At 73.4% G+C, this 20,479-nt stretch carries 20 protein-coding genes; 17 read left to right on the plus strand and 3 right to left on the minus strand.

Annotated elements, in window-relative coordinates:
* Positions 1-41: 41 nt before the first annotated feature.
* From ACGGAQ_RS10305 to argH, 14 genes are all read left to right on the plus strand, one after another.
* A complete protein-coding gene (locus ACGGAQ_RS10305; protein WP_393046722.1) occupies positions 42-839 on the plus strand; it encodes a TrmH family RNA methyltransferase in 798 nt (265 codons plus the stop codon).
* 219 nt (positions 840-1,058) lie between these two features.
* Entirely contained in the window at positions 1,059-2,126 is a 1,068-nt protein-coding gene (gene pheS / locus ACGGAQ_RS10310) for a phenylalanine--tRNA ligase subunit alpha (RefSeq protein WP_393046725.1), read from the plus strand.
* 40 nt (positions 2,127-2,166) lie between these two features.
* Entirely contained in the window at positions 2,167-4,713 is a 2,547-nt protein-coding gene (gene pheT / locus ACGGAQ_RS10315) for a phenylalanine--tRNA ligase subunit beta (RefSeq protein ID WP_393046728.1), read from the plus strand.
* Positions 4,714-4,986: 273 nt separating this feature from the next.
* Positions 4,987-6,198: a nucleotide sugar dehydrogenase gene (locus tag ACGGAQ_RS10320; protein ID WP_354857834.1), complete on the plus strand. Its 1,212-nt coding sequence runs from the start codon at positions 4,987-4,989 to the stop codon at positions 6,196-6,198.
* Positions 6,195-6,989 carry a glycosyltransferase family 2 protein gene (locus ACGGAQ_RS10325; protein WP_393046731.1) on the plus strand — a complete coding sequence of 265 codons (795 nt, stop codon included), beginning with the start codon at positions 6,195-6,197 and terminating at the stop codon, positions 6,987-6,989. The genes ACGGAQ_RS10320 and ACGGAQ_RS10325 overlap by 4 nt, the downstream gene beginning before the upstream one ends.
* An 8-nt stretch (positions 6,990-6,997) precedes the next feature.
* Positions 6,998-8,023, plus strand: a complete 1,026-nt coding sequence (locus ACGGAQ_RS10330; RefSeq protein ID WP_393046733.1) for an NAD-dependent epimerase/dehydratase family protein — start codon at positions 6,998-7,000, stop codon at positions 8,021-8,023.
* Between the two features lie 166 nt (positions 8,024-8,189).
* A complete protein-coding gene (gene argC / locus ACGGAQ_RS10335; RefSeq protein ID WP_393046736.1) occupies positions 8,190-9,191 on the plus strand; it encodes an N-acetyl-gamma-glutamyl-phosphate reductase in 1,002 nt (333 codons plus the stop codon).
* Complete coding sequence (gene argJ, locus ACGGAQ_RS10340) at positions 9,188-10,360, plus strand: bifunctional glutamate N-acetyltransferase/amino-acid acetyltransferase ArgJ (protein WP_393046739.1); 1,173 nt, start codon at positions 9,188-9,190, stop codon at positions 10,358-10,360. Before argC ends, argJ begins: the two co-directional genes overlap by 4 nt.
* Positions 10,357-11,262, plus strand: a complete 906-nt coding sequence (gene argB, locus ACGGAQ_RS10345) for an acetylglutamate kinase (RefSeq protein ID WP_393046741.1) — start codon at positions 10,357-10,359, stop codon at positions 11,260-11,262. The genes argJ and argB overlap by 4 nt, the downstream gene beginning before the upstream one ends.
* Positions 11,259-12,488 carry an acetylornithine transaminase gene (locus ACGGAQ_RS10350; RefSeq protein ID WP_393046743.1) on the plus strand — a complete coding sequence of 410 codons (1,230 nt, stop codon included), beginning with the start codon at positions 11,259-11,261 and terminating at the stop codon, positions 12,486-12,488. Before argB ends, ACGGAQ_RS10350 begins: the two co-directional genes overlap by 4 nt.
* Complete coding sequence (gene argF, locus ACGGAQ_RS10355) at positions 12,485-13,420, plus strand: ornithine carbamoyltransferase (RefSeq protein WP_393046745.1); 936 nt, start codon at positions 12,485-12,487, stop codon at positions 13,418-13,420. The genes ACGGAQ_RS10350 and argF overlap by 4 nt, the downstream gene beginning before the upstream one ends.
* A complete protein-coding gene (locus ACGGAQ_RS10360) occupies positions 13,417-13,932 on the plus strand; it encodes an arginine repressor (RefSeq protein WP_393046747.1) in 516 nt (171 codons plus the stop codon). Before argF ends, ACGGAQ_RS10360 begins: the two co-directional genes overlap by 4 nt.
* Positions 13,929-15,131, plus strand: coding sequence for an argininosuccinate synthase (locus ACGGAQ_RS10365; protein ID WP_393046749.1), 1,203 nt, complete (start codon positions 13,929-13,931; stop codon positions 15,129-15,131). The genes ACGGAQ_RS10360 and ACGGAQ_RS10365 overlap by 4 nt, the downstream gene beginning before the upstream one ends.
* 17 nt (positions 15,132-15,148) lie before the next feature.
* Entirely contained in the window at positions 15,149-16,612 is a 1,464-nt protein-coding gene (gene argH, locus ACGGAQ_RS10370; protein ID WP_393046838.1) for an argininosuccinate lyase, read from the plus strand.
* A 43-nt stretch (positions 16,613-16,655) separates the two neighbouring features.
* Here argH and ACGGAQ_RS10375 read toward each other — a convergent pair whose 3' ends face one another.
* The 3 genes from ACGGAQ_RS10375 to ACGGAQ_RS10385 all read right to left on the minus strand — a co-directional run bounded on the left by ACGGAQ_RS10375 (position 16,656) and on the right by ACGGAQ_RS10385 (position 18,090).
* The gene (locus ACGGAQ_RS10375) at positions 16,656-17,009 is read right to left on the minus strand and encodes an MmcQ/YjbR family DNA-binding protein (RefSeq protein ID WP_393046751.1); all 354 of its coding nucleotides are present in this window, start codon (positions 17,007-17,009) and stop codon (positions 16,656-16,658) included.
* Between the two features lie 113 nt (positions 17,010-17,122).
* Positions 17,123-17,548 (minus strand): DNA-binding protein, encoded by a 426-nt coding sequence (locus tag ACGGAQ_RS10380; protein ID WP_393046754.1) that lies wholly within the window; start codon positions 17,546-17,548, stop codon positions 17,123-17,125.
* 86 nt (positions 17,549-17,634) lie between these two features.
* Positions 17,635-18,090, minus strand: a complete 456-nt coding sequence (locus tag ACGGAQ_RS10385) for a hypothetical protein (RefSeq protein WP_393046757.1) — start codon at positions 18,088-18,090, stop codon at positions 17,635-17,637.
* A gap of 176 nt (positions 18,091-18,266) precedes the next feature.
* On the opposite strand from ACGGAQ_RS10385, the gene ACGGAQ_RS10390 reads away from it, so the two are divergent.
* From ACGGAQ_RS10390 to ACGGAQ_RS10400, 3 genes are all read left to right on the plus strand, one after another.
* The gene (locus ACGGAQ_RS10390; RefSeq protein ID WP_393046759.1) at positions 18,267-18,908 is read left to right on the plus strand and encodes a DNA-3-methyladenine glycosylase; all 642 of its coding nucleotides are present in this window, start codon (positions 18,267-18,269) and stop codon (positions 18,906-18,908) included.
* An 89-nt stretch (positions 18,909-18,997) separates the two neighbouring features.
* The gene (locus ACGGAQ_RS10395; RefSeq protein WP_393046762.1) at positions 18,998-20,083 is read left to right on the plus strand and encodes a WD40/YVTN/BNR-like repeat-containing protein; all 1,086 of its coding nucleotides are present in this window, start codon (positions 18,998-19,000) and stop codon (positions 20,081-20,083) included.
* A complete protein-coding gene (locus ACGGAQ_RS10400; protein ID WP_007458463.1) occupies positions 20,084-20,359 on the plus strand; it encodes a ubiquitin-like small modifier protein 1 in 276 nt (91 codons plus the stop codon). It begins immediately after the preceding gene.
* The last annotated feature ends 120 nt before the right edge of the window (positions 20,360-20,479 follow it).

A 20,479-nucleotide genomic window follows, 5' to 3' on the forward strand; every position in this document is an offset into this window, starting at 1 on the left:
CGTCCGGGGGGCGCCTCGATCGTGCCGGAGGAACACACACCATGGCCTTCACCCCGCGTACCCCCAGGGTCGTCGCCGCACGCCGCCTGCAACGCCGCCGGGACCGCGACGCCACCGGCCGTTTCCTGGCCGAGGGCCCGCAGGCGGTCCGCGAGGCCCTGGCCCGGCCGGGGGTGGTCACCGAGCTGTTCGGTACGCCCGCCGCGCTGGACCGGCACCCGGAGCTGGCCGCGACGGCGGCCCGTGCCGACGTGCCGGTCTCCGAGGTGACCGACGACGCGGTCGCCGCGCTGGCCGAGACCGTCGCCCCCCAGGGGCTGGTCGCCGTCTGCCGGCACCTCGACGTGCCGCTGGAGCAGGCCCTCGCCGGCCGGCCCCGGTTGGTGGCGGTGCTCGCCGAGATCCGCGACCCGGGCAACGCCGGCACGGTGCTGCGCACCGCCGACGCGGCCGGCGCGGGTGCGGTGGTCTTCGCCGGGGACGCCGTCGACCCGTACAACGGCAAGTGTGTGCGGGCCTCGGCCGGCAGCCTCTTCCACGTCGACGTGGTCCGCGCGCCGGACCCGATCGCGGTGGTCGACGCGCTGCGCGCCGCCGGGCTGTCGATCTTCGCCACCACCGGGTACGGCGACGACGACCTGGACGACCTGACCGACTACGGCCGGCTCGTCGGGCCCACCGCCTGGCTGTTCGGCTCGGAGGCGCACGGCCTGCCCGAGGAGTTGACCGCCGCCGCCGACGCCCGGGTGCGGGTGCCGCTGTACGGGCGCGCGGAGAGCCTCAACCTGGCTGCCGCCGCGGCGGTCTGCCTGTACGCTTCAGCGAGAGCGCAGCGCTGACGGTGACCACCTCCGGCGCGACCGACAGCAGGGGAGAGCATCCGCCCATGAACGCGACACGGCGTTCGTTTAGCCAGCCCGCCGGTGTCGGCGGGCGGCGGGCCTGACCTGCTCCCTGCGCAACTCCTACCGGCGGGCTGCGGCACAGCCGCGCGTCCGTAGACTCGCCTAGCCGCCCCGATGAGGGCTGGCGCCGCCGTGAGGGAGTGCCCGTACGCCATGAGCTACCGCAACGATCCGTACGACCCGAAGCAGGTCGCCCTGCTCGACCCGGCCGCCCTGGACGAGGCCGTCGCCGCCGCCACGAAGGCGTTCACGGCCGCCGCCGATCCGGACGCGCTGACCGCGCTGCGTTCGGCGCACCTGGGGGACCGGTCGCCGGTCTCGCTCGCGCGCCGGGAGATCGGCGCGCTGCCGCCGGCCGCGAAGTCCGACGCCGGCAAGCGGGTCAACGAGGCCCGCCGGGCGATCGAGGCCGCGTACGCCGACCGCGCCGAGGTGGTGGAGCGCGAGCAGGCCGAGCGGGTGCTGGTCGAGGAGCGGGTGGACGTCACGCTGCCCTTCGACCGGCGTCCGCGCGGTGCCCGGCATCCGCTGAGCGTCCTGATGGAGTCGATCAGCGACCTGTTCGTCGGGATGGGCTACGAGGTGGCCGAGGGGCCCGAGGTCGACCTGGAGTGGGTCAACTTCGACGCGTTGAACATCCCCGCCGACCACCCGGCGCGCGGGTTGATGGACACGTTCCACATCGCACCGGAGGGCTCCGGCCTGGTGCTGCGCACGCACACGTCGACGGTGCAGACCCGCACCATGCTCAGCCGCAAGCCACCGATCTACGTGATCGTGCCCGGCCGCGTCTACCGCACCGACGAGATCGACGCCACGCACAGCCCGGTGTTCCACCAGGCCGAGGGCCTGGTGGTCGACAAGGGCATCACGATGGCGCACCTGCGGGGCACGCTGGACCACTTCGCGCGGGCCATGTTCGGCCCGGAGGCGAAGACCCGGTGGCGGCCGCACTACTTCCCGTTCACCGAGCCGTCGGCGGAGTTCGACGTGTGGTTCCCGGAGCACCGCGACGGCCCGCAGTGGGTCGAGTGGGGTGGCTGCGGCATGGTCAACCCGCGGGTGCTGCGCGCCTGCGGTGTGGACCCGGAGGTCTACTCCGGATTCGCCTTCGGCATGGGCATCGACCGGACCCTGATGGTCCGGCACGGGGTCAGCGACATCCGTCATCTCTTCGAGGGCGACGTGCGGTTCAGCCGCGCGCTCTCCACCGGGGCGTAGGCGATGCGGGTACGAGACACGGGAACGGTGGTCTGAAGTCATGCGAGTTTCTGTCAGTTGGCTGCGGGAGTACGTCGACCTCCCCGCCGACCTGCCCATCGGTGACCTGGAGCAGGCCCTGGTCAACCTCGGCATCGAGGTCGAGTCCGTGGTGGACCTGCGCGAGAGCGTCACCGGCCAGCTCGTCGTCGGCGAGGTGCGCGAGGTCGAGGAGCTGACCGGCTTCAAGAAGCCGATCCGCTTCTGCCGGGTCGACGTGGGCGCCGCCAACGGCACCGGCGAGCCGCAGGAGATCGTCTGCGGGGCGCGCAACTTCGCCCCCGGTGACCGGGTGGTGGTGATCCTGCCCGGCGGTGTGCTGCCCGGCGGGTTCGCGATCGGCGCCCGCAAGACGTACGGGCACAACTCGGCCGGCATGATCTGCTCGGCGAAGGAGCTGGGCCTGGGCGACGACCACTCCGGCATCATCGTGCTGCCGCCGGATGTGTCGGCCAAGCCCGGCGACGACGCGCGGCCCGTCGTCGGCCTCGACGACGTCGTGTTCGAGCTGGAGATCACCCCGGACCGGGGGTACGCGCTGAGCCTGCGGGGCCTGGCCCGGGAGCTGTCGCACGCGTTCGACGTGCCGCTGCGCGACCCGGGGATGGCGCCCGCGCCGGGCGGCACGCCGACGCCGGCGTACCCGGTGGAGGTCCGCGACACGGTCGGCTGCGACCGGTTCACCGCCCGCCTGGTCCGCGGCATCGACCCGACCGCGCCCACCCCGTCGTGGATGGCCCAGCGACTGGTCACCGCCGGCATCCGCAGCATCTCGCTGCCGGTGGACATCACCAACTACGTGATGCTGGAGCTGGGCCAGCCGATGCACGCCTTCGACGCCGACCGGATCGTCGGGCCGCTTGTGGTCCGCCGCGCCGAACCGGGGGAGAAGCTGACCACCCTGGACGGCGTCAACCGGGTGCTCACCGCCGACGACATGGTGATCTGCGACGACACCGGGCCGATCTCCCTCGCGGCGGTGATGGGCGGCGAGACCAGCGAGGTCGTCGCCGACACCACCACCGTGCTCTTCGAGGCGGCGCACTGGGACCCGGCGATGGTCGGGCGCACGGCCCGCCGGCACAAGCTGTTCAGCGAGGCCGCGAAGCGCTGGGAGCGGGGCGTCGACCCGGCCGTGGCGCTTGTCGCGTTGGAGCGGGCCGTGCGGCTGCTCACCGAGCACGGTGGCGGCACCCCGAGCGCGGAGATCCTGGACATCGACCACGTGCGGCCGCGTACCCCGATCACCCTGCCGGCGGACCTGCCGACCCGGCGGGTCGGCGTCGAGTACCCGCCGGCGCGGGTCGTCGCCCTGCTGGAGCAGGTCGGCTGCACCGTCGCGCAGGGCGCGGACCGGCTGTCCGAGGACCCGGGCGCGGTCGGCACGGCCAGCGGCGCGGGCGTGGCGCTGAGCGTCACCCCGCCGAGCTGGCGGCCCGACCTGACCGATCCGGCCGACCTGGTCGAGGAGGTCGTCCGCCTCGACGGGTACGACAAGGTGCCGTCGGTGCTGCCGACCGCGCCGCCCGGTCGCGGCCTGACCCCGCGCCAGCGCCGCCGCCGGGCCGTGGCCTGGTCGCTGGCCGAGCGGGGGTACGTGGAGGTGCTCGCGCACCCGTTCGTGTCGCCGGAGCTGGCCGACCAGCTCGGCCTGCCGGCCGACGACCCGCGCCGGCCCGCGGTGCGGCTGGCCAACCCGTTGTCCGAGGAGGAGCCGCTGCTGCGCACCACGCTGCTCGGCCCGCTGCTCGGCATTCTCAAGCGCAACCTCGGCCGGGGTCACCGCGACCTCGCCCTCTACGAGATCGGCGCGGTCTTCCACCCGCGTCCCGGCGCCGGCAGCCCGCCGGCGATGGGCGTGGACCGGCGACCGACCGACGAGGAGTTCGCCGCCGCCGACGCGGTGGTGCCGGCGCAGCCGGTGCACGTCGCGGCGGTGCTCGCCGGCGACCTCGACCCGGCTGGCTGGTGGGGTGCGGGTCGACCGGCCGGCTGGGCGGACGCCATCGAGACGGCCCGTGACGTGCTCGACGCCGCCGGGATCCCCGACGAGCGGGTGGAGGTGCGGGCGGCCGAGTACGCGCCGTGGCACCCCGGCCGCTGCGCCGAGGTGCGCGTCGACGGCGCCGTCGTCGGCCACGCCGGTGAGCTGCACCCGACTGTGGTGGCGGCTCTGGAGCTGCCCCGCCGCACCTGCGCGCTGGAACTGGACCTCGACGCGCTGCCGCCGACCCCGGTGACGCCCGCGCCGACGGTGTCCGGCTTCCCGCCCGCGTTGATCGACGTGGCCCTGGTCGTGGACGACTCGGTGCCGGCGGAGCAGGTGCGTCGTGCGCTGGAGGCGGGCGCCGGTGAGCTGCTGGAGGACGTCCGGCTGTTCGACGTGTACTCCGGTGCGCAGCTCGGCGAGGGTCGCCGGTCGCTGGCGTACAAGCTGACGTTCCGGGCGCCGGACCGGACGCTGACCGTCGAGGAGGCCGTGGCAGCACGGGACGCGGCGGTCGCCGTCGCGGCGGAGCGCCTCGGCGCCACCCTGCGCGGCGCCTGAGGGGTCCCGGAGCGGGGATAGCTCGCGGTGGCCGCCGTACTCGCGGTGGCCACCGCCGGCCTGCGCTGGGCCCGCCGGCACTTGCAGCCGCGGTTCCTGGGGGCCCATCCCATCGCGCTGCGTCACCGGATCCGTTCACCGTGTGGGCTATCGGCCGAAAGGGCACCGGCCTCGGCATGTTCGGCTACCCGCGAGTCACCTCCGAGCGGTTAGCCTGCTTGAATTCCGGCGACCACCGGAAGACACCCCCACCACCCCCATGGGAGTTGATCCATGTCCGAGGATCGGGCCGCGCAGGTCACGACGGCCGACGTCTGCATCGTCGGCGGCTGCGGTCGGGTGGGTCTGCCTCTGGGCATCGCCTTCGCCGCCCGTGGCCTCTCCGTGGTCCTGTACGACATCAACGCCGACGCGGTGGCCACGGTGAACGCGGCCCGGCTCCCGTTCGCCGAGCCCGGCGCCGCGGACCCGTTGGCCGAGGCGGTCGCCGCCGGGCGGCTGCGGGCGACCACCGACCCGGCCAGCGTGGGCGGTTCCGAGCACCTGGTGGTGGTCGTCGGCACGCCGGTCGACGAGCACCTCAACCCGGACCTCGGCGCGGTGCCCCGGGCCCTGGAGCGGTGCGCCGAGCACCTGCGCGACGGGCAACTCGTGGTGCTGCGCAGCACCGTCTACCCGGGAGTGACTGCGCTGACCGAGAAGCTGCTGGCCGGCAAGGGCATCCGCGCCGACGTGGCGTTCTGTCCGGAGCGGATCGCCGAGGGGCGGGCGATGACCGAGCTGTTCACGCTGCCGCAGATCGTGGCGGCCCGGACGCCGACGGCGCTGGCCCGCGCGGAGAAGCTCTTCCGGCACCTCACCGAGGAGATCGTGCCACTGGAGCCGGAGGAGGCGGAGCTGGCCAAGCTCTTCACCAACACCTGGCGCTACATCAAGTTCGCCACCGCCAACCAGTTCTGGATGATGGCCAACGACTTCGGCCTCGACTTCGCCCGGATCCGGCACGCGGTGGCGTACGACTATCCGCGCGCGGCGGACCTGCCGATGCCCGGCTTCGCCGCCGGGCCGTGCCTGTTCAAGGACACCATGCAGCTCGCGGCGTTCAACCGGAACAACTTCGTGCTCGGCCACTCCGCCATGCTGATCAACGAGGGGCTGCCGCTGTACCTGGTGTCCCGTCTGGAGGACCGGTTCGACCTGTCCGAGATGACGGTCGGCATCCTCGGTATGGCGTTCAAGGGCGGCAGCGACGACCCGCGGGAGAGCCTGGCGTACAAGCTGCGCAAGATCCTGGCGCTGAAGACCCGGGAGACGCTCTGCACCGACCCGTACGTGGCCGACGAGCGCTTCGTCGACCTGGACGAGGTGCTGCGCCGGGCCGACCTGCTGGTCATCGCCGCGCCGCACGAGCAGTACGCCCGACTGGAGACCGACACCCCACTGATCGACATGTGGGGGCTGACCGGACAGGGGGTGCGGGTGTGACGCCACGCGTGTCGGTCGTCGTCCCGGTCTACAACGAGGGCGAGGCGATCGTCCGCTGCCTGGAGCGGATGCTGCGGGAGATGCTGCTTCCGGCCGAGGTGCTCATCGTGCACGACATGCCCGAGGACACCACCGTGCCGTACGCCGAGCAGATCGCCCGGCAGGACCCGCGCGTCCGGGCGGTGCTCAACACCTACGGCCGAGGGCCCGCGAACGCGATCCGGTTCGGTGTCGACGCGGCCCAGGCCCCCGTCGTGGTGGTGACCATGGCCGACGGCTGCGACGACCCGCGTCAGATCGACGAGCTGGCCCGGCTGGTGGACCGGGGCGTGGTGGTGGCCGCGGCCTCCCGCTACATGCCGGGCGGGCAGCAGGTGGGCGGGCCACGGCTGAAGCGGATGATGTCCCGGTGGGCCGGGCGCAGCCTCTACACCTTCGCCCGGGTCGGCACCCGGGACGCCACCAACAGCTTCAAGGCGTACGACACGGCCTTCGTCCGGGAGGTGGGCATCGAGTCCCGGACCGGGTTCGAGATCGGCCTGGAGCTGACGGCCAAGGCCACCCGGCTGCGGCTACCGGTGGCCGAGATCCCGACCATCTGGCTGGACCGGCCGCTGGGCGAGTCCCACTTCGACCTGGGTCGGTTCCTTCCCGGTTACCTGCGCTGGTACTTCTTCGCCTACGGTCGGCGGCTGAGCCGGGAGAAGCTCGCCGTGGGCACCGTCGCGGCGGCCGTGCCGGCCCCGCGCGACCCGCAGGACAACAGCACCGAGTACGAGAAAACCGCTTAGGAGCGCACGTGGCGAAGGTCCTGGTAACTGGTTCGGCCGGATTCATCGGCGGCTACCTCGTCGAGGAGCTGTTGGACCGGGGCCACGAAGTGGTCGCGGTCGACAACTTCTCCAAGTACGGGCCGGTAACCCACAGCTATGACGACCATCCCCGCTACCGCTTCGTCGAGGGTGACGCCCGCGACGTCGATCTGCTCACCGAGCTGCTGGACGGCTGCGACCACCTGGTGGCCGGGGCGGCGATGATCGGCGGGATCTCCTACTTCCACGCGTACGCCTACGATCTGCTCGCCACCAACGAGCGGATCATGGCGGCGACGTGCGACGCGGCGATCCGTGCGCACCGGGACGGGCAGCTGTCCAAGGTCACCTATCTCTCCTCCTCGATGGTCTACGAGTCGACCGAGCAGTGGCCGAGCCGGGAGGGCGACGAGCGGCGAGTCCCACCGCCACTGTCGTCGTACGGGTTCCAGAAGCTGGCCGTGGAGTACTACGCCCGCGCCGCCTGGGAGCAGTACCAGGTGCCGTACACCATCGTCCGGCCGTTCAACTGCGTGGGCGTGGGCGAGGGGCGGGCGCTCGGCCAGGCAGAGGTGCTCTCGGGCAACGTGAAGCTGGCCATGTCGCACGTCGTGCCGGACCTGGTGCAGAAGATCGTCAAGGGGCAGGACCCGCTGCACATCCTCGGTGCGGGCAACCAGGTGCGCCACTACACGTACGGCGGCGACCTGGCCCGGGGGATCGCCACCGCGATCGAGCACCCGGCCGCCCGCAACGAGGACTTCAACCTGTCGACAGCGGAGTCCACCAGCGTGCTCGAGTTGGCAGAGCTGATCTGGCACAAGATCAAGGGCCCGGACGTGCCGTTCCGGTACGTCTCCGATGAGCCGTTCCGCTACGACGTGCAGAAGCGCGTGCCGGACGTCACCAAGGCCCGTGAGGTGCTCGGGTTCACCGCGACCACGTCGCTGGACGTGATGCTCGACGAGGTCATCCCCTGGGTGAGCCGGGCCGTCGCGGAGGGTCGTCTCTGACCGTCGCGTCCCATGTTCGTACCCCGCCGTCCGGCCCGTGTCGCCCCGCGACCGGGCCGGAGGTGCGTCGGTGCCACTGCATCATTGCCATGCAGTGGACTGCATGAACTTGCAGCCCCTCGATCATGGCTGCTAGCCTTCGTTGCATAGTCATGCGGAGGTGAGTATGGGGATCCGAGTCGCGGTCGCCGGAGCGAGCGGGTACGCCGGAGGCGAGCTGCTGCGCCTGATCGCCGGGCACCCGGAGTTCGACCTGGTCGCCGCCACCGCGCACCGCCAGGCCGGGCACCGCGTGGACGTGGTGCACCCGCAGCTCACCGGCCTCGACCTGGTGCTCGGCGAGACCGATCCGTCGACCCTCGCCGACGCCGACCTGGTCTTCCTGGCGCTGCCACACGGTGAGTCGGCGGCCCTGGCGGCCCACCTGCCGCCCGAGGTGCGCGTCGTCGACCTGGGCGCCGATCACCGGCTCGCCGACCCGTACGCCTGGGCGCAGTACTACGGCGGCACGCACGCCGGCCAGTGGACCTACGGCCTGCCCGAGCTGCCCGGCCAGCGGGAGCTGATCGCCGGCTCGACCCGGGTGGCGAACACCGGCTGTTACGCCGCCGCGATCACCCTGGCGCTCGCCCCGCTGATCGCCGACGGCGCGGCCAGCCCCGCCGACGTCGTGGTGGTCGCCGCCTCGGGCACCTCCGGCGCGGGCCGGGCGGCGAAGCCGCACCTGCTGGCCAGCGAGGTGCAGGGGGACCTGTCGCCGTACCGGGTCGGCACCCACCAGCACGTGCCCGAGATCAAGCAGGCGTCCGGCGCGACCGGTCTGTCGTTCACGCCGGTCCTCGCGCCGATGCCGCGCGGCATCCTGGCCACCGTCACCGCCGTGCCGGCGCGCGGCGTCGACCCGCAGCAGGTGCTGGCGCAGGCGTACGCGGACGCGCCGTTCGTGCACGTGCTGGCGGAGGGGCGCTGGCCGCACACCGCCGCCACCCTGGGTTCCAACTCGTGCCACCTGCAGGCCACCGTCGACGTCGACTCGGGTCGCCTGATCGTGCTCAGCGCACTGGACAACCTCGGCAAGGGCGCCGCCGGTCAGGCCGTGCAGAACGCCAACCTGATGTTCGGCCTGCCGGAGACGACGGGCCTGTCGATCTGGGGAGTCGCACCATGAGCGTCACCACCCCCCGGGGTTTCCGGGCGGCCGGGGTGTCCGCCGGTCTGAAGGCCAGCGGTGGCGCGGACGTCGCCCTGGTGGTCAACGACGGCCCGGACGCCGGTGTCGCAGGTGTCTTCACCACCAACCGGGTCAAGGCCGCGCCGGTGCGCTGGAGCCAGCAGGTCGTGCAGGGCGGTGTGGTCCGGGCGGTCGTGCTCAACTCCGGTGGCGCCAACGCCTGCACTGGCCCGGCCGGCTTCCAGGACACCCACGCCACGGCCGAGCACACCGCCGCCGCGTTGAGCGCGGTCAGCCCGCGGCTGCTCCTCGGCGCCGGCGAGGTGGCGGTCTGCTCCACCGGCCTGATCGGTGAGCGGCTGCCGATGTCGAAGCTGCTGCCCGGGGTCCGTACGGCCATCCGGGGTCTGTCGCGCGACGGCGGTCCGGCCGCCGCCGAGGCCATCATGACGACCGACACCCGGCCGAAGACCACTGTGGCGCGCGGCAGCGGCTGGACCGTCGGCGGGATGGCCAAGGGCGCCGGGATGCTCGCGCCGGGGATGGCCACCATGCTCTGCGTGCTCACCACCGACGCCGTGGCCGGGCCGGCGGCGCTGGACGAGGCGCTGCGCGCGGCCACCCGGGTGACCTTCGACCGGGTCGATTCCGACGGCTGCATGTCCACCAACGACACGGTGCTGCTGCTGTCCAGCGGCGCGAGCGGCATCGAGCCCACTCCGGCCGAGCTGGCCGCCGCGGTCACCACGGCCTGCCATGACCTGGCGCAGCAGCTCATCGCGGACGCCGAGGGCGCCACCAAACAGGTCGCCATCGACGTGGTCGGCGCCGCCGACGAGGACGACGCGGTCGAGGTGGGCCGTTCGGTGGCCCGCAACAACCTGGTCAAGACCGCGCTGTTCGGCAACGACCCCAACTGGGGCCGGATCCTCGCCGCCGTCGGCACCACCGCCGCCGCGTTCGAGCCGGACGGGGTGGACGTCGCGGTCAACGGGGTGTGGGTGTGCCGGGGCGGCGCGGCCGCCGAGGACCGCTCGAAGGTCGACCTCACCGGCCGGGACGTGACGATCCGGATCGACCTGCACGCCGGCGACGCGGTGGCGACGATCTGGACCAACGACCTGTCCCACGCGTACGTGCACGAGAACTCGGCGTACTCGACATGAGTCTCAGCGGTGATCTCACCCGCGCCCAGGTCAAGGCGGAGACGCTGATCGAGGCCCTGCCCTGGCTGGCGCGTTTCTCCGGCTCCACGGTGGTGGTCAAGTACGGCGGCAACGCCATGACCGAGCCGGCGCTGCAACGGGCGTTCGCTGCCGACATGGTGTTCCTGCGGTACGCCGGTCTCAAGCCCGTCGTGGTGCACGGCGGCGGCCCGCAGATCTCGGCCATGCTGGGCCGGCTCGGCATCGCCAGCGAGTTCAGGGGCGGCCTGCGGGTGACGACCGCCGAGGCGATGGACGTGGTCCGGATGGTGCTGGTCGGGCAGGTGGGCCGGGAACTGGTCGGGCTGATCAATTCGCACGGCCCGTTCGCCGTCGGGCTCTCCGGCGAGGACGCCCGGCTGTTCACCGCGGTGCGCCGCCCCGCGTACGTGGACGGGCTGCCGGTCGACGTCGGCCAGGTCGGCGACGTCGAGTCGGTGGACACCTCGGCGGTGACCGACCTCATCGACGCCGGTCGGATCCCGGTGATCTCCACGGTCGCGCCGGACGCCGACGGGGTCCTGCACAACCTCAACGCGGACACCGCCGCCGCGGCCCTCGCCGTCGCGTTGCGGGCCCGCAAGCTGGTCGTGCTCACCGACGTGGCCGGCCTGTACGCGGACTGGCCGGACACCACCAGCCTGGTCTCCGAGATCACCGCGGACGACCTGGCCAAGCTGCTGCCCAGTCTCGAGTCGGGGATGGTGCCCAAGATGGAGGCCTGCCTGCGGGCGGTGCGCGGGGGAGTGCCCGCCGCGCACGTCGTCGACGGCCGGGTGGCGCACTCCACGCTGCTGGAGGTCTTCACCTCGGAAGGGTTCGGAACGATGGTGGTGCTTCAGGACGGGATGGTCGGGGCATGAGCACCCTGCTGCAACGCTGGACGCAGTCCATGATGGACAACTACGGCACGCCGCCACTGGCGCTGGTCTCCGGCGCGGGGGCCGTGGTGGTCGACGACGCGGGCCGCGAATACCTGGACCTGGTCGGCGGCATCGCGGTCAACGCCCTCGGTCACGCTCACCCGGCGGTGGTGGCCGCGGTGTCCAAGCAGGTCGCGACGCTCGGGCACGTCTCCAACCTCTACGTCGCCGAGCCGCCGGTCGCCCTCGCGGAGCTGCTGCTGGCGCTCGCCGGCCGGCCGGGCCGGGTCTTCTTCGCCAACTCCGGAGCGGAGGCGAACGAGGCCGCGTTCAAGCTGTCCCGGCGGACCGGCCGCAGCCACGTGGTCGCCACCAACGGCGCCTTCCACGGTCGCACCATGGGCGCCCTCGCGCTGACCGGCCAGCCCGCCAAGGCCGACCCGTTCCGGCCGCTGCCCGGCGAGGTGACCCACGTCGACTTCGGCGACGTCGCCGCCCTCGAGGCGGCGGTCACCGACGCCACCGCCATGGTCATCCTGGAGCCCATCCAGGGCGAGAACGGTGTGGTCGTCCCGCCGGCCGGCTACCTGGCGGCGGCGCGGCGGATCACCGACCGGCACGGCGCGCTGCTGGTGCTCGACGAGGTGCAGACCGGCATCGGCCGCACCGGGCACTGGTTCGCCCACCAGGCCGAGGGCGTGGAGCCCGATGTGGTGACCCTGGCCAAGGGGCTGGGTGGCGGGCTGCCGCTCGGCGCGACGCTGGCCTTCGGCCGGGCCGCCGACCTGCTCACCCCCGGCTCGCACGGCACCACCTTCGGCGGCAACCCGGTGAGCTGCGCCGCCGCGCTCGCCGTGGTGGCCACGATCGCCAACGAAGGGCTGCTCGACCACGTCAAGCGCGTCGGCGAACGGCTGCGCCGGGGCGTCGAGGCGCTGGGCCACCCGCTGATCGACGGCGTACGCGGGGCCGGGCTGCTGCTCGGCGTGACCCTCACCGCGCCGGTGGCGCCGGTGCTCGCCGAGACGCTGCGAGACGCCGGCTTCCTGGTCAACGCGGTGCAGCCGGGTGTGGTCCGGCTGGCTCCGCCGCTGATCCTCACCGCCGCCCAGGTCGACGCCTTCCTCGCCGCGCTCCCGGCGGCCCTGGACGCGACGGCCGCCGGTACCGACAGGACGCCGACCACCACGACGCCGATCACCACCACGACGGGGGCGACCGCATGATCCGGCACTTTCTGCGCGACGACGACCTCTCGCCCGCCGAGCAGTCCAGCGTGCTCGACCTGGCGGCGCGGATGAAGGCCGACCGGTTCGGCCACCAGCCGCTGGCCGGCCCCCGCTCGGTGGCGGTGCTCTTCGACAAGCAGAGCCTGCGCACCCGGATCTCGTTCGACGCCGGCATCGCCGAGCTGGGCGGGCATCCTCTGGTCGTGGACACCCAGGTCACCCACTTCGGTCGGGGCGAGACGCTCGCGGACGCCGGTCGGGTGCTGTCGCGCTACGTCGCGGCCATCGTCCTGCGCACCCACGGCGACGACCGGATCGCCGAGGTGGCGAGCGGTGCGAGCGTCCCGGTGATCAACGCGCTCACCGACGGGTTCCACCCCTGCCAGCTGCTCGCCGACCTGCTCACCATCCGGGAGCGGTGCGGCGGCACGGCCGGGCGCACCCTGACCTACGTGGGCGACGGCGCCAACAACATGGCGCAGTCGTACCTGCTGGCCGGGGCGACGGCCGGGATGCACGTGCGGATCGCCGGCCCGGTCGGGTTCGCGCCGGACACGGCGGTGGTGCGGCAGGCCGGCGAGATCGCCGCCGGTACGGGCGGGTCGGTACGGGTGCTGACCGACCCGGCCCAGGCGGTCCGCGACGCCGACGTGCTGGCCACCGACACGTGGACGTCGATGGGGCAGGAGGCCGACGGGCTGGACCGGGTCACCCCGTTCCTGCCGTACCAGGTCAACAAGGAACTGCTCGGCCAGGCCGCACCGGAGGCGATCGTGCTGCACTGCCTGCCCGCCCACCGGGGCGAGGAGATCACCGACGAGGTGCTCGACGGCCCGCAGAGCGCGGTCTTCGACCAGGCGGAGAACCGGCTGCACGCCCAGAAGGCGCTGCTGACGTTCCTGCTCGCGGCGTCCGGGACGACGCGATGACCGCCCCGCTGACCCGCGCCGCCCGGCACGCCCGGATCGTGGAGCTGATCCGGGACCGGGCCGTGCGGTCGCAGACCGAGCTGGCCGACCTGCTCGCCGCCGACGGCGTCGGGGTCACCCAGGCCACCCTCTCGCGGGACCTGGAGGAGTTGGGCGCGGTCAAGGTGCGTGGCGGCGACGGCCCGGCCGTCTACCTGATCCCCGAGGACGGCCAGCGGCCGCTGCGCGACGCCGAGGCGGCGCCGGCCCGGCTGGTGCGGTTGCTGCGCGAACTGCTCAACGGGGTGGACGCCAGCGGCAACATCGCCGTGCTGCGCACGCCGCCGGGGGCAGCCCAGTACCTGGCCAGCGCGTTGGACCGGGCGGGTCTGCCCGAGATCGTCGGCACCATCGCCGGCGACGACACCATCCTCGTCGTGGCCCGCGAGGCCGTCGGCGGCGCCGCGCTCGGTGACAAGCTCGCCGGCTGGGCCCGCCGGGACGACAGCGTCGAAGGGAACACCACGTCATGACTGAGCGGGTCGTTCTCGCGTACTCCGGGGGGTTGGACACCTCCGTGGCGATTCCCTACCTGGCCGAGCAGACCGGCGCCGAGGTGGTCGCGGTGGCGGTCGACGTCGGGCAGGGCGGGGAGGACCTGGACGCCATCCGGCGGCGCGCCCTGGACTGCGGCGCCGCCGAGTCCGAGGTCGTCGACGCGCGCGACGAGTTCGCCGCCGACTACTGCGTGCCGGCCATCCGGGCCAACGCCCTCTACATGGACCGCTACCCGCTGGTGTCGGCGTTGTCCCGGCCGCTGATCGTCAAGCACCTGGTGGCGGCCGCGCGCAAGCACGGCGGGACGATCGTCTCGCACGGCTGCACCGGCAAGGGCAACGACCAGGTCCGGTTCGAGGTGGGCCTGGGCGCGCTCGCCCCCGACCTGAAGATCATCGCCCCGGCCCGGGACTTCGCCTGGACCCGGGATAAGGCGATCGCGTTCGCCGAGGAGAAGGGGCTGCCGATCGACGTGTCGGCGAAGTCCCCGTACTCGATCGACCAGAACCTGTGGGGCCGCGCCGTGGAGACGGGCTTCCTGGAGGACATCTGGAACGCCCCGATCGAGGACCTTTACTCGTACACCGACGACCCGGCGGAGCCCCGCGACGCCGACGAGATCGTGATCACCTTCGACGGCGGCGTGCCGGTGGCGATCGACGGCGAGACCGTCACCCCGTACCAGGCGATCCTGGAGCTGAACCGGCGCGCGGGCGCCCAGGGCGTGGGCCGGCTCGACATGGTCGAGGACCGCCTCGTGGGTATCAAGAGCCGCGAGGTGTACGAGGCGCCCGGCGCGATCGCGCTGGTCACCGCCCACCAGGAGCTGGAGGCGGTGACCGTCGAGCGGGACCTGGCCCGGTTCAAGAAGAGCGTGGACCAGCGCTGGGGTGAGCTGGTCTACGACGGCCTGTGGTTCTCGCCGTTGAAGGACTCGCTGGACGCGTTCATCGACGACGCGCAGCGGCACGTGAGCGGCGAGGTGCGGCTGACCCTGCACGGCGGCCGGGCCACCGTCACCGGCCGGCGCTCCGAGGAGAGCCTCTACGATTTCGGGTTGGCCACCTACGACACCGGCGACACCTTCGACCAGTCCTTCGCGAAGGGCTTCGTGCAGCTGTGGGGCCTTCCGAGTCGGATGGCCGCGGCCCGCGACGCCCGGCTGGGTGGCTGACGACCATGGGGACCACAATGGGCGGCGTGGACGACAAGAGCCTCACCGAGAACAGCGCCGGCACCAACCGGACGAGCCTGTGGGGTGGCCGGTTCGCCGGCGGCCCCGCGGAGGCGCTCGCCCGACTGTCGGTGAGCGTGCAGTTCGACTGGCGCCTGGCCCCGTACGACATCGCTGGTTCCCGGGCGCACGCCCGGGTCCTCGCCGGCGCCGGCCTGCTCGACCCGGGGGAGCTGGGCCGGATCCTGGCGGCCCTGGACGACCTGGAGGCGGCCTGTGCCTCGGGGGCGTTCCGGCCCACAGTCGACGACGAGGACGTGCACACCGCGCTGGAGCGGGGCCTGTTGGAGCGCCTGGGCAGCCTCGGCGGCAAGTTGCGCGCCGGCCGGTCGCGCAACGACCAGGTCGCCACCGACCTGCGGCTCTACCTGCGTGACCACGCGCGGGGGGTGGCCAGCCGCCTCGTCGAGCTGGCCGAGGCGCTCACCGAGCAGGCCGAGCGGCACATCGACACCGCCGCGCCCGGCATGACCCACCTCCAGCACGCCCAGCCGGTCACCTTCGGGCACTGGCTGCTCGCCCACGTGCAGCCGCTGCTGCGCGACCTGGAGCGGCTGCGCGACTGGGACCATCGGGCGGCGATCAGCCCGCTCGGCGCGGGCGCGCTCGCCGGTTCCGGGCTTCCGCTGGACCCGGTGGCCGTGGCCAAGGAGCTGGGCTTCCGGACGTCGTTCGCCAACTCGATGGACGCGGTCGCCGACCGGGACTTCGTGGCCGAGTTCCTCTTCACCACCGCCATGATCGGGGTGCACCTGTCCCGTCTCGGCGAGGAGGTGGTGCTCTGGACCTCGCACGAGTTCGGCTGGGTGGAGCTGGACGACGCCTTCGCGACCGGTTCGTCGATCATGCCGCAGAAGAAGAACGCGGACATCGCCGAGCTGGCCCGGGGCAAGTCCGGGCGGCTGGTCGGCGGCCTGATGACGGTGCTGACCATGCTCAAGGGCCTGCCGATGACGTACGACCGGGACATGCAGGAGGACAAGGAGCCCGCGTTCGACGCGGTCGACACCCTGGAGCTGCTGCTGCCGGCCCTGGCGGGGATGATCTCCACGATGACGGTCCGGGTGGACCGGCTCGTCGCCGCCGCCCCGGTCGGCTTCTCGCTCGCCACCGAGGTCGCCGACTGGCTGGTCCGGCGCAACGTGCCGTTCCGCGACGCGCACGAGATCACCGGCCGGCTGGTGGCGCTCTGCGCGGCCCGCGAGTGCGAGCTGGAGGACGTCTCCGACGCCGACCTGGCCGCCGTCAGCGAACACCTCGACCCGTCGGTGCGCGACGTGCTCTCGGTGCGGTCGGCCCTCGCGGCCCGGACCACCCCCGGCTCGACCGGCCCCGGCCCGGTCGCCGACCAGCTCGCCGCCGCGGCGGACCGGCTGGCCGGTTGGCGGGACTGGGCCACCGAGCGGGTCGTACCCCGCTGAGGTTGCCGTGGCGTCGGCGTCAGCCGCCGGCGCCACTGTCGGTTCAGGCCGTCGGGCGCTCCCGCTTGGGGAGCTTCGCCACGACCATGTCGTACGACGCGTCGACCGCCTCGGTCAGCTCGTCGCCGTCGATCCCGCCGTCGAGGCGCAGCGTGTTCCAGCCGGACCGGCCGATGTAGGCCATCGGGCGAGCGTCGTCGGGGTGGCGGCGCAGCCACTCGTCGGCGATCTCCCGGGTCTGGCCGCACTTGACGCCGACCGTGGGCTTTCCGTCGCCGTTGCCGAGGAACGCGAAGATCCGGCTGCCCACCTTCACCACCTCGTCGCCCTCCCACGGCCGGTCCAGCCACGCTCCCGGCTTCGCCAGGCAGTACGTCAGCATCTCCGCGCGTTCCATGGGTGCCTCCTCGTCGTGCGCACAGTCTGCCCGCCCGGCCGCCGCCGCGGGGGAGCCCGGCCGATCCGCCCGCCCGGTCGTCGGGGTCGGCCGGGCGCGTCGTTTCCGGTGGCTCAGGCGATCTGCTCGGCCGAGCGGGCGGCGACCCGCTCGTAGCGCTGCCGCGCCGCCTGCGCGCTGCCCAGCCCCAGCCCGTACGCGATGGACTGCCAGGTCAGCCCTCGGTCGCGGGCCAGCGTCAGCAGCCCCGCCTCCAGGGCGTCCAGCTCGGCGCGCACGTGCGGCAGCAGGGTCAGCGCGGCGGTGAGGTCGGCGGCGTCCACCGGTTCCTCGGTGGGCTCCCGCTCGGCGCCGCCGGCGGCGAGGGCGGTGACCAACGCCACCGCCTCCCACGGGTCCAGCACGTACGGGTGGGCCCAGCGTCCCCGTCGGGCATCGGAGCCGGCGTGGCGTTCGCTGATGCGTTGCAGCGCCTCGTGGGTGCGGTGGGCGCGGGCCCGGGCCGGGTCGGGTGCGGTGAACAGCTCGTCGGTGGTCATGCTCCGAGCACACCCCATCAACGCGACCTTGTCAACAGATTGTTGAAGCGTGGCGACACGGGCATCCCGTGCCGCCACGCCACGGCTCAGAGCGCCAGGTCGAACCGGTGCTCGTCGGTGATCGAGTTGCACAGCGCGTCGCAGGAGTTCCCGGTCACCACGCCGAACGCCACGCCCGGCGCGAAGGGACGCTCGGTGGCGGTCACCGCGATCCGCACCTTCTGGGTGGTGACGTCGCAGGCCACCTTGCGGGTGGTCGTGCCGGTCCGCATCGTGTCCCCGATGGCCTCGGCGACCTTCACGGTCAGGTCGACCTGCGTCGGCTGCGAGCAGGTCAGGGTGACCGGAACGAAGACCGCCGCCCCACTGGCGTCGATCTTGCCGCTGCCGCCCAGGACGACGGCGGTCAGCGGGGCGCCGTCGGTTGCGGCGCCCACCCGCAGCGGGGCGCTGGCGCTGGCCGCCGGAGCGAGGGCCAGCACGGCCCCGGCCGCGGCCAGGCCGACAGCGAACAGGGGGCGGCGAATCGTGCGTACGGTCATGGTGGTTCCTCTCCCGATGTGCCGCCGCGCCCTGCGACGACACCGGATACACCCCCCGGTCGCGGCGTGGGTTTCGCCGGCGCGATGGCGAGAAGGTGAACCTTGGTGGGCCTCCCGGTGGCCGGCGGGACCGGTCGACGGGGTGATCAGCTTGCGGCCTGGGTACCGTTCGGGTCATGGAGCTCGCGCCGGACGACCGCAGCACCGACGCCGACCGGGAGGCGCTGGCCGGCCTGCTCGCCGGTCCGCTGCTGCCGGCCGCGCGCGGGCTGCTCGGCTGCCGGCTGTCCGCCGGCGGGGTCACCGTCCGGATCACCGAGGTCGAGGCGTACGCCGGCACGGCCGGTGACCCGGCCTCGCACGCCCACCGGGGCCGCACCGGGCGCAACGTGGTGATGTTCGGCCCCGCCGGGCACGCCTACGTCTACTTCACCTACGGGATGCACTGGTGCATGAACGTGGTCACCGGGGTCGAGGGGGAGGCCGCCGCCGTGCTGCTGCGCGCTGGTGAGGTGGCCGAGGGCCTGGACGCCGCGCGGGCTCGCCGGCCGGCGGTACGGCGGGACGTGGACCTGGCCCGGGGGCCGGCCCGGCTCTGCGCCGCGCTCGGCATCGACCGCGCGGCGTACGGCGCGTACCTGCTCGGCGACGGTCCGGTCCGGTTGCGTCCGCCGGTTCGGCCGGTGCCGGACGAGACGGTGGTGGCGGGGCCCCGGGTCGGCGTCACCGGCGCGCACGATCTGCCCTGGCGGTTCTGGCTCGACGGCGATCCGACGGTCAGCGCGTACCGGCGACACGTGCCCCGCGTCCGGCGCTGAGCGCGGCTTCCGGCGTGTGGCCGGCGGGATCTGTCGGGGGGTGTGGCCATAATCACCCCACCTGCCCACCGACGGCTCGGAGGACGTCCATGTCAACGCTGCTCGCGATCGGCACCGCGAAGGGGTTGTTCCTCGCCACCAGCACCGATGACCGGCGCACCTGGGAGGTCAGCGGCCCGCACCACCCGGGGACGAGCGTCTACGCGGTCGCGCTCGACACCCGCCCCGCCACCCCGCGGCTGCTCGCCGGGGTGACCAGCTCACACTTCGGCCCCAGCGTCGCGACCAGCGACGACCTCGGCGCGTCCTGGGACGAGCCCGACCACGCGCCGGTCGCGTTCCCGGCCGACACCGGCGCGAGTCTGGGGCGGGTCTGGCAGCTGACGCCGGGCGGCGCCGACGAGCCGGGCGTGGTCTGGGCCGGCACCGAGCCGTCGGCGCTGTTCCGCTCCACCGACGGTGGCCGCAGCTTCGAGCTGGTCCGCGCCCTCTGGGACCACCCGCACCGCCCGCACTGGCAGGCCGGGTTCGGTGGCCAGGCCGTGCACACCGTGCTGCCCCACCCGCGCGACCCGGCCCGGGTGCTGGTCGCCATGTCCACCGGCGGCGTCTACCGCTCGCAGGACGCCGGGGCGAGCTGGTCCCCGGGCAACGTGGGCATCCGCGCCGCCGGCCTGGCCGACGAGTGGCCGGAGTTCGGCCAGTGTGTGCACAAGGTCGCGCGGGACGCCGGCAACCCCGAGCGGCTGTACGCGCAGAACCACTTCGGCGTCTACCGCTCCGACGACGACGGCCGCACCTGGTCGTCGATCGCCGACGGGCTGCCCAGCGACTTCGGCTTCCCGATGGTGTCGCACCCCGGGCGGCCCGGGATGGTGTGGACGTTCCCGCTGGTGGCCGACGTCCAGCGGTTCCCCACCGACCACCGCTGCCGGGTGTTCCGCTCCGCCGACGCCGGTGCCAAGTGGGAGCCGCTGTCGGTGGGCCTGCCCGAGGGCCCGTTCTATCCGGCGGTGCTGCGCGACGCGATGTGCGCCGACGACGCCACACCGGGCGGCGTCTACTTCGGCACCCGCTCCGGCGAGGTCTACGCCAGCCGGGACGAGGGCGACTCCTGGTCGCAGGTGGCTGCGCACCTGCCCGACGTGCTGTGCGTGCGGGCGGCGGTGGTCTGAGTGGTCACCGTGCTGTTGCCCGGCCCGCTGCGCGGCGAGGCCGGCGGCGCCAGCCGGCTCAGTGTCGACGCGGGTGGCACGCTGGGGGCGGTCCTCGACGAGCTCGCCGCCGATCATCCCCGGCTCGCTCGGCGGATCCGCGACGAGCGCGGCGAGCTGCGCCGCTACGTCAACGTCTACGTCGACGGGGAGGACTGCCGGCACTCCGGCGGGCTGGCCACACCGGTCGGCGAGGGCGCCCAGGTGCAGGTGCTCCCCTCGGTCGCCGGGGGCTGATTCCCGCGGGTGACCGGCGCCACTGTCAGACAGGCCGCCGACGGAATAGTTGACTCGTCAAATAAGTTGTGGGCTGCGTCCGGGTACCACGACGGCACCCGGTTGACACGCGAGGAGCTG

Source organism: Micromonospora sp. NPDC047557, assembly GCF_043205095.1.
GTDB lineage: Bacteria > Actinomycetota > Actinomycetes > Mycobacteriales > Micromonosporaceae > Micromonospora.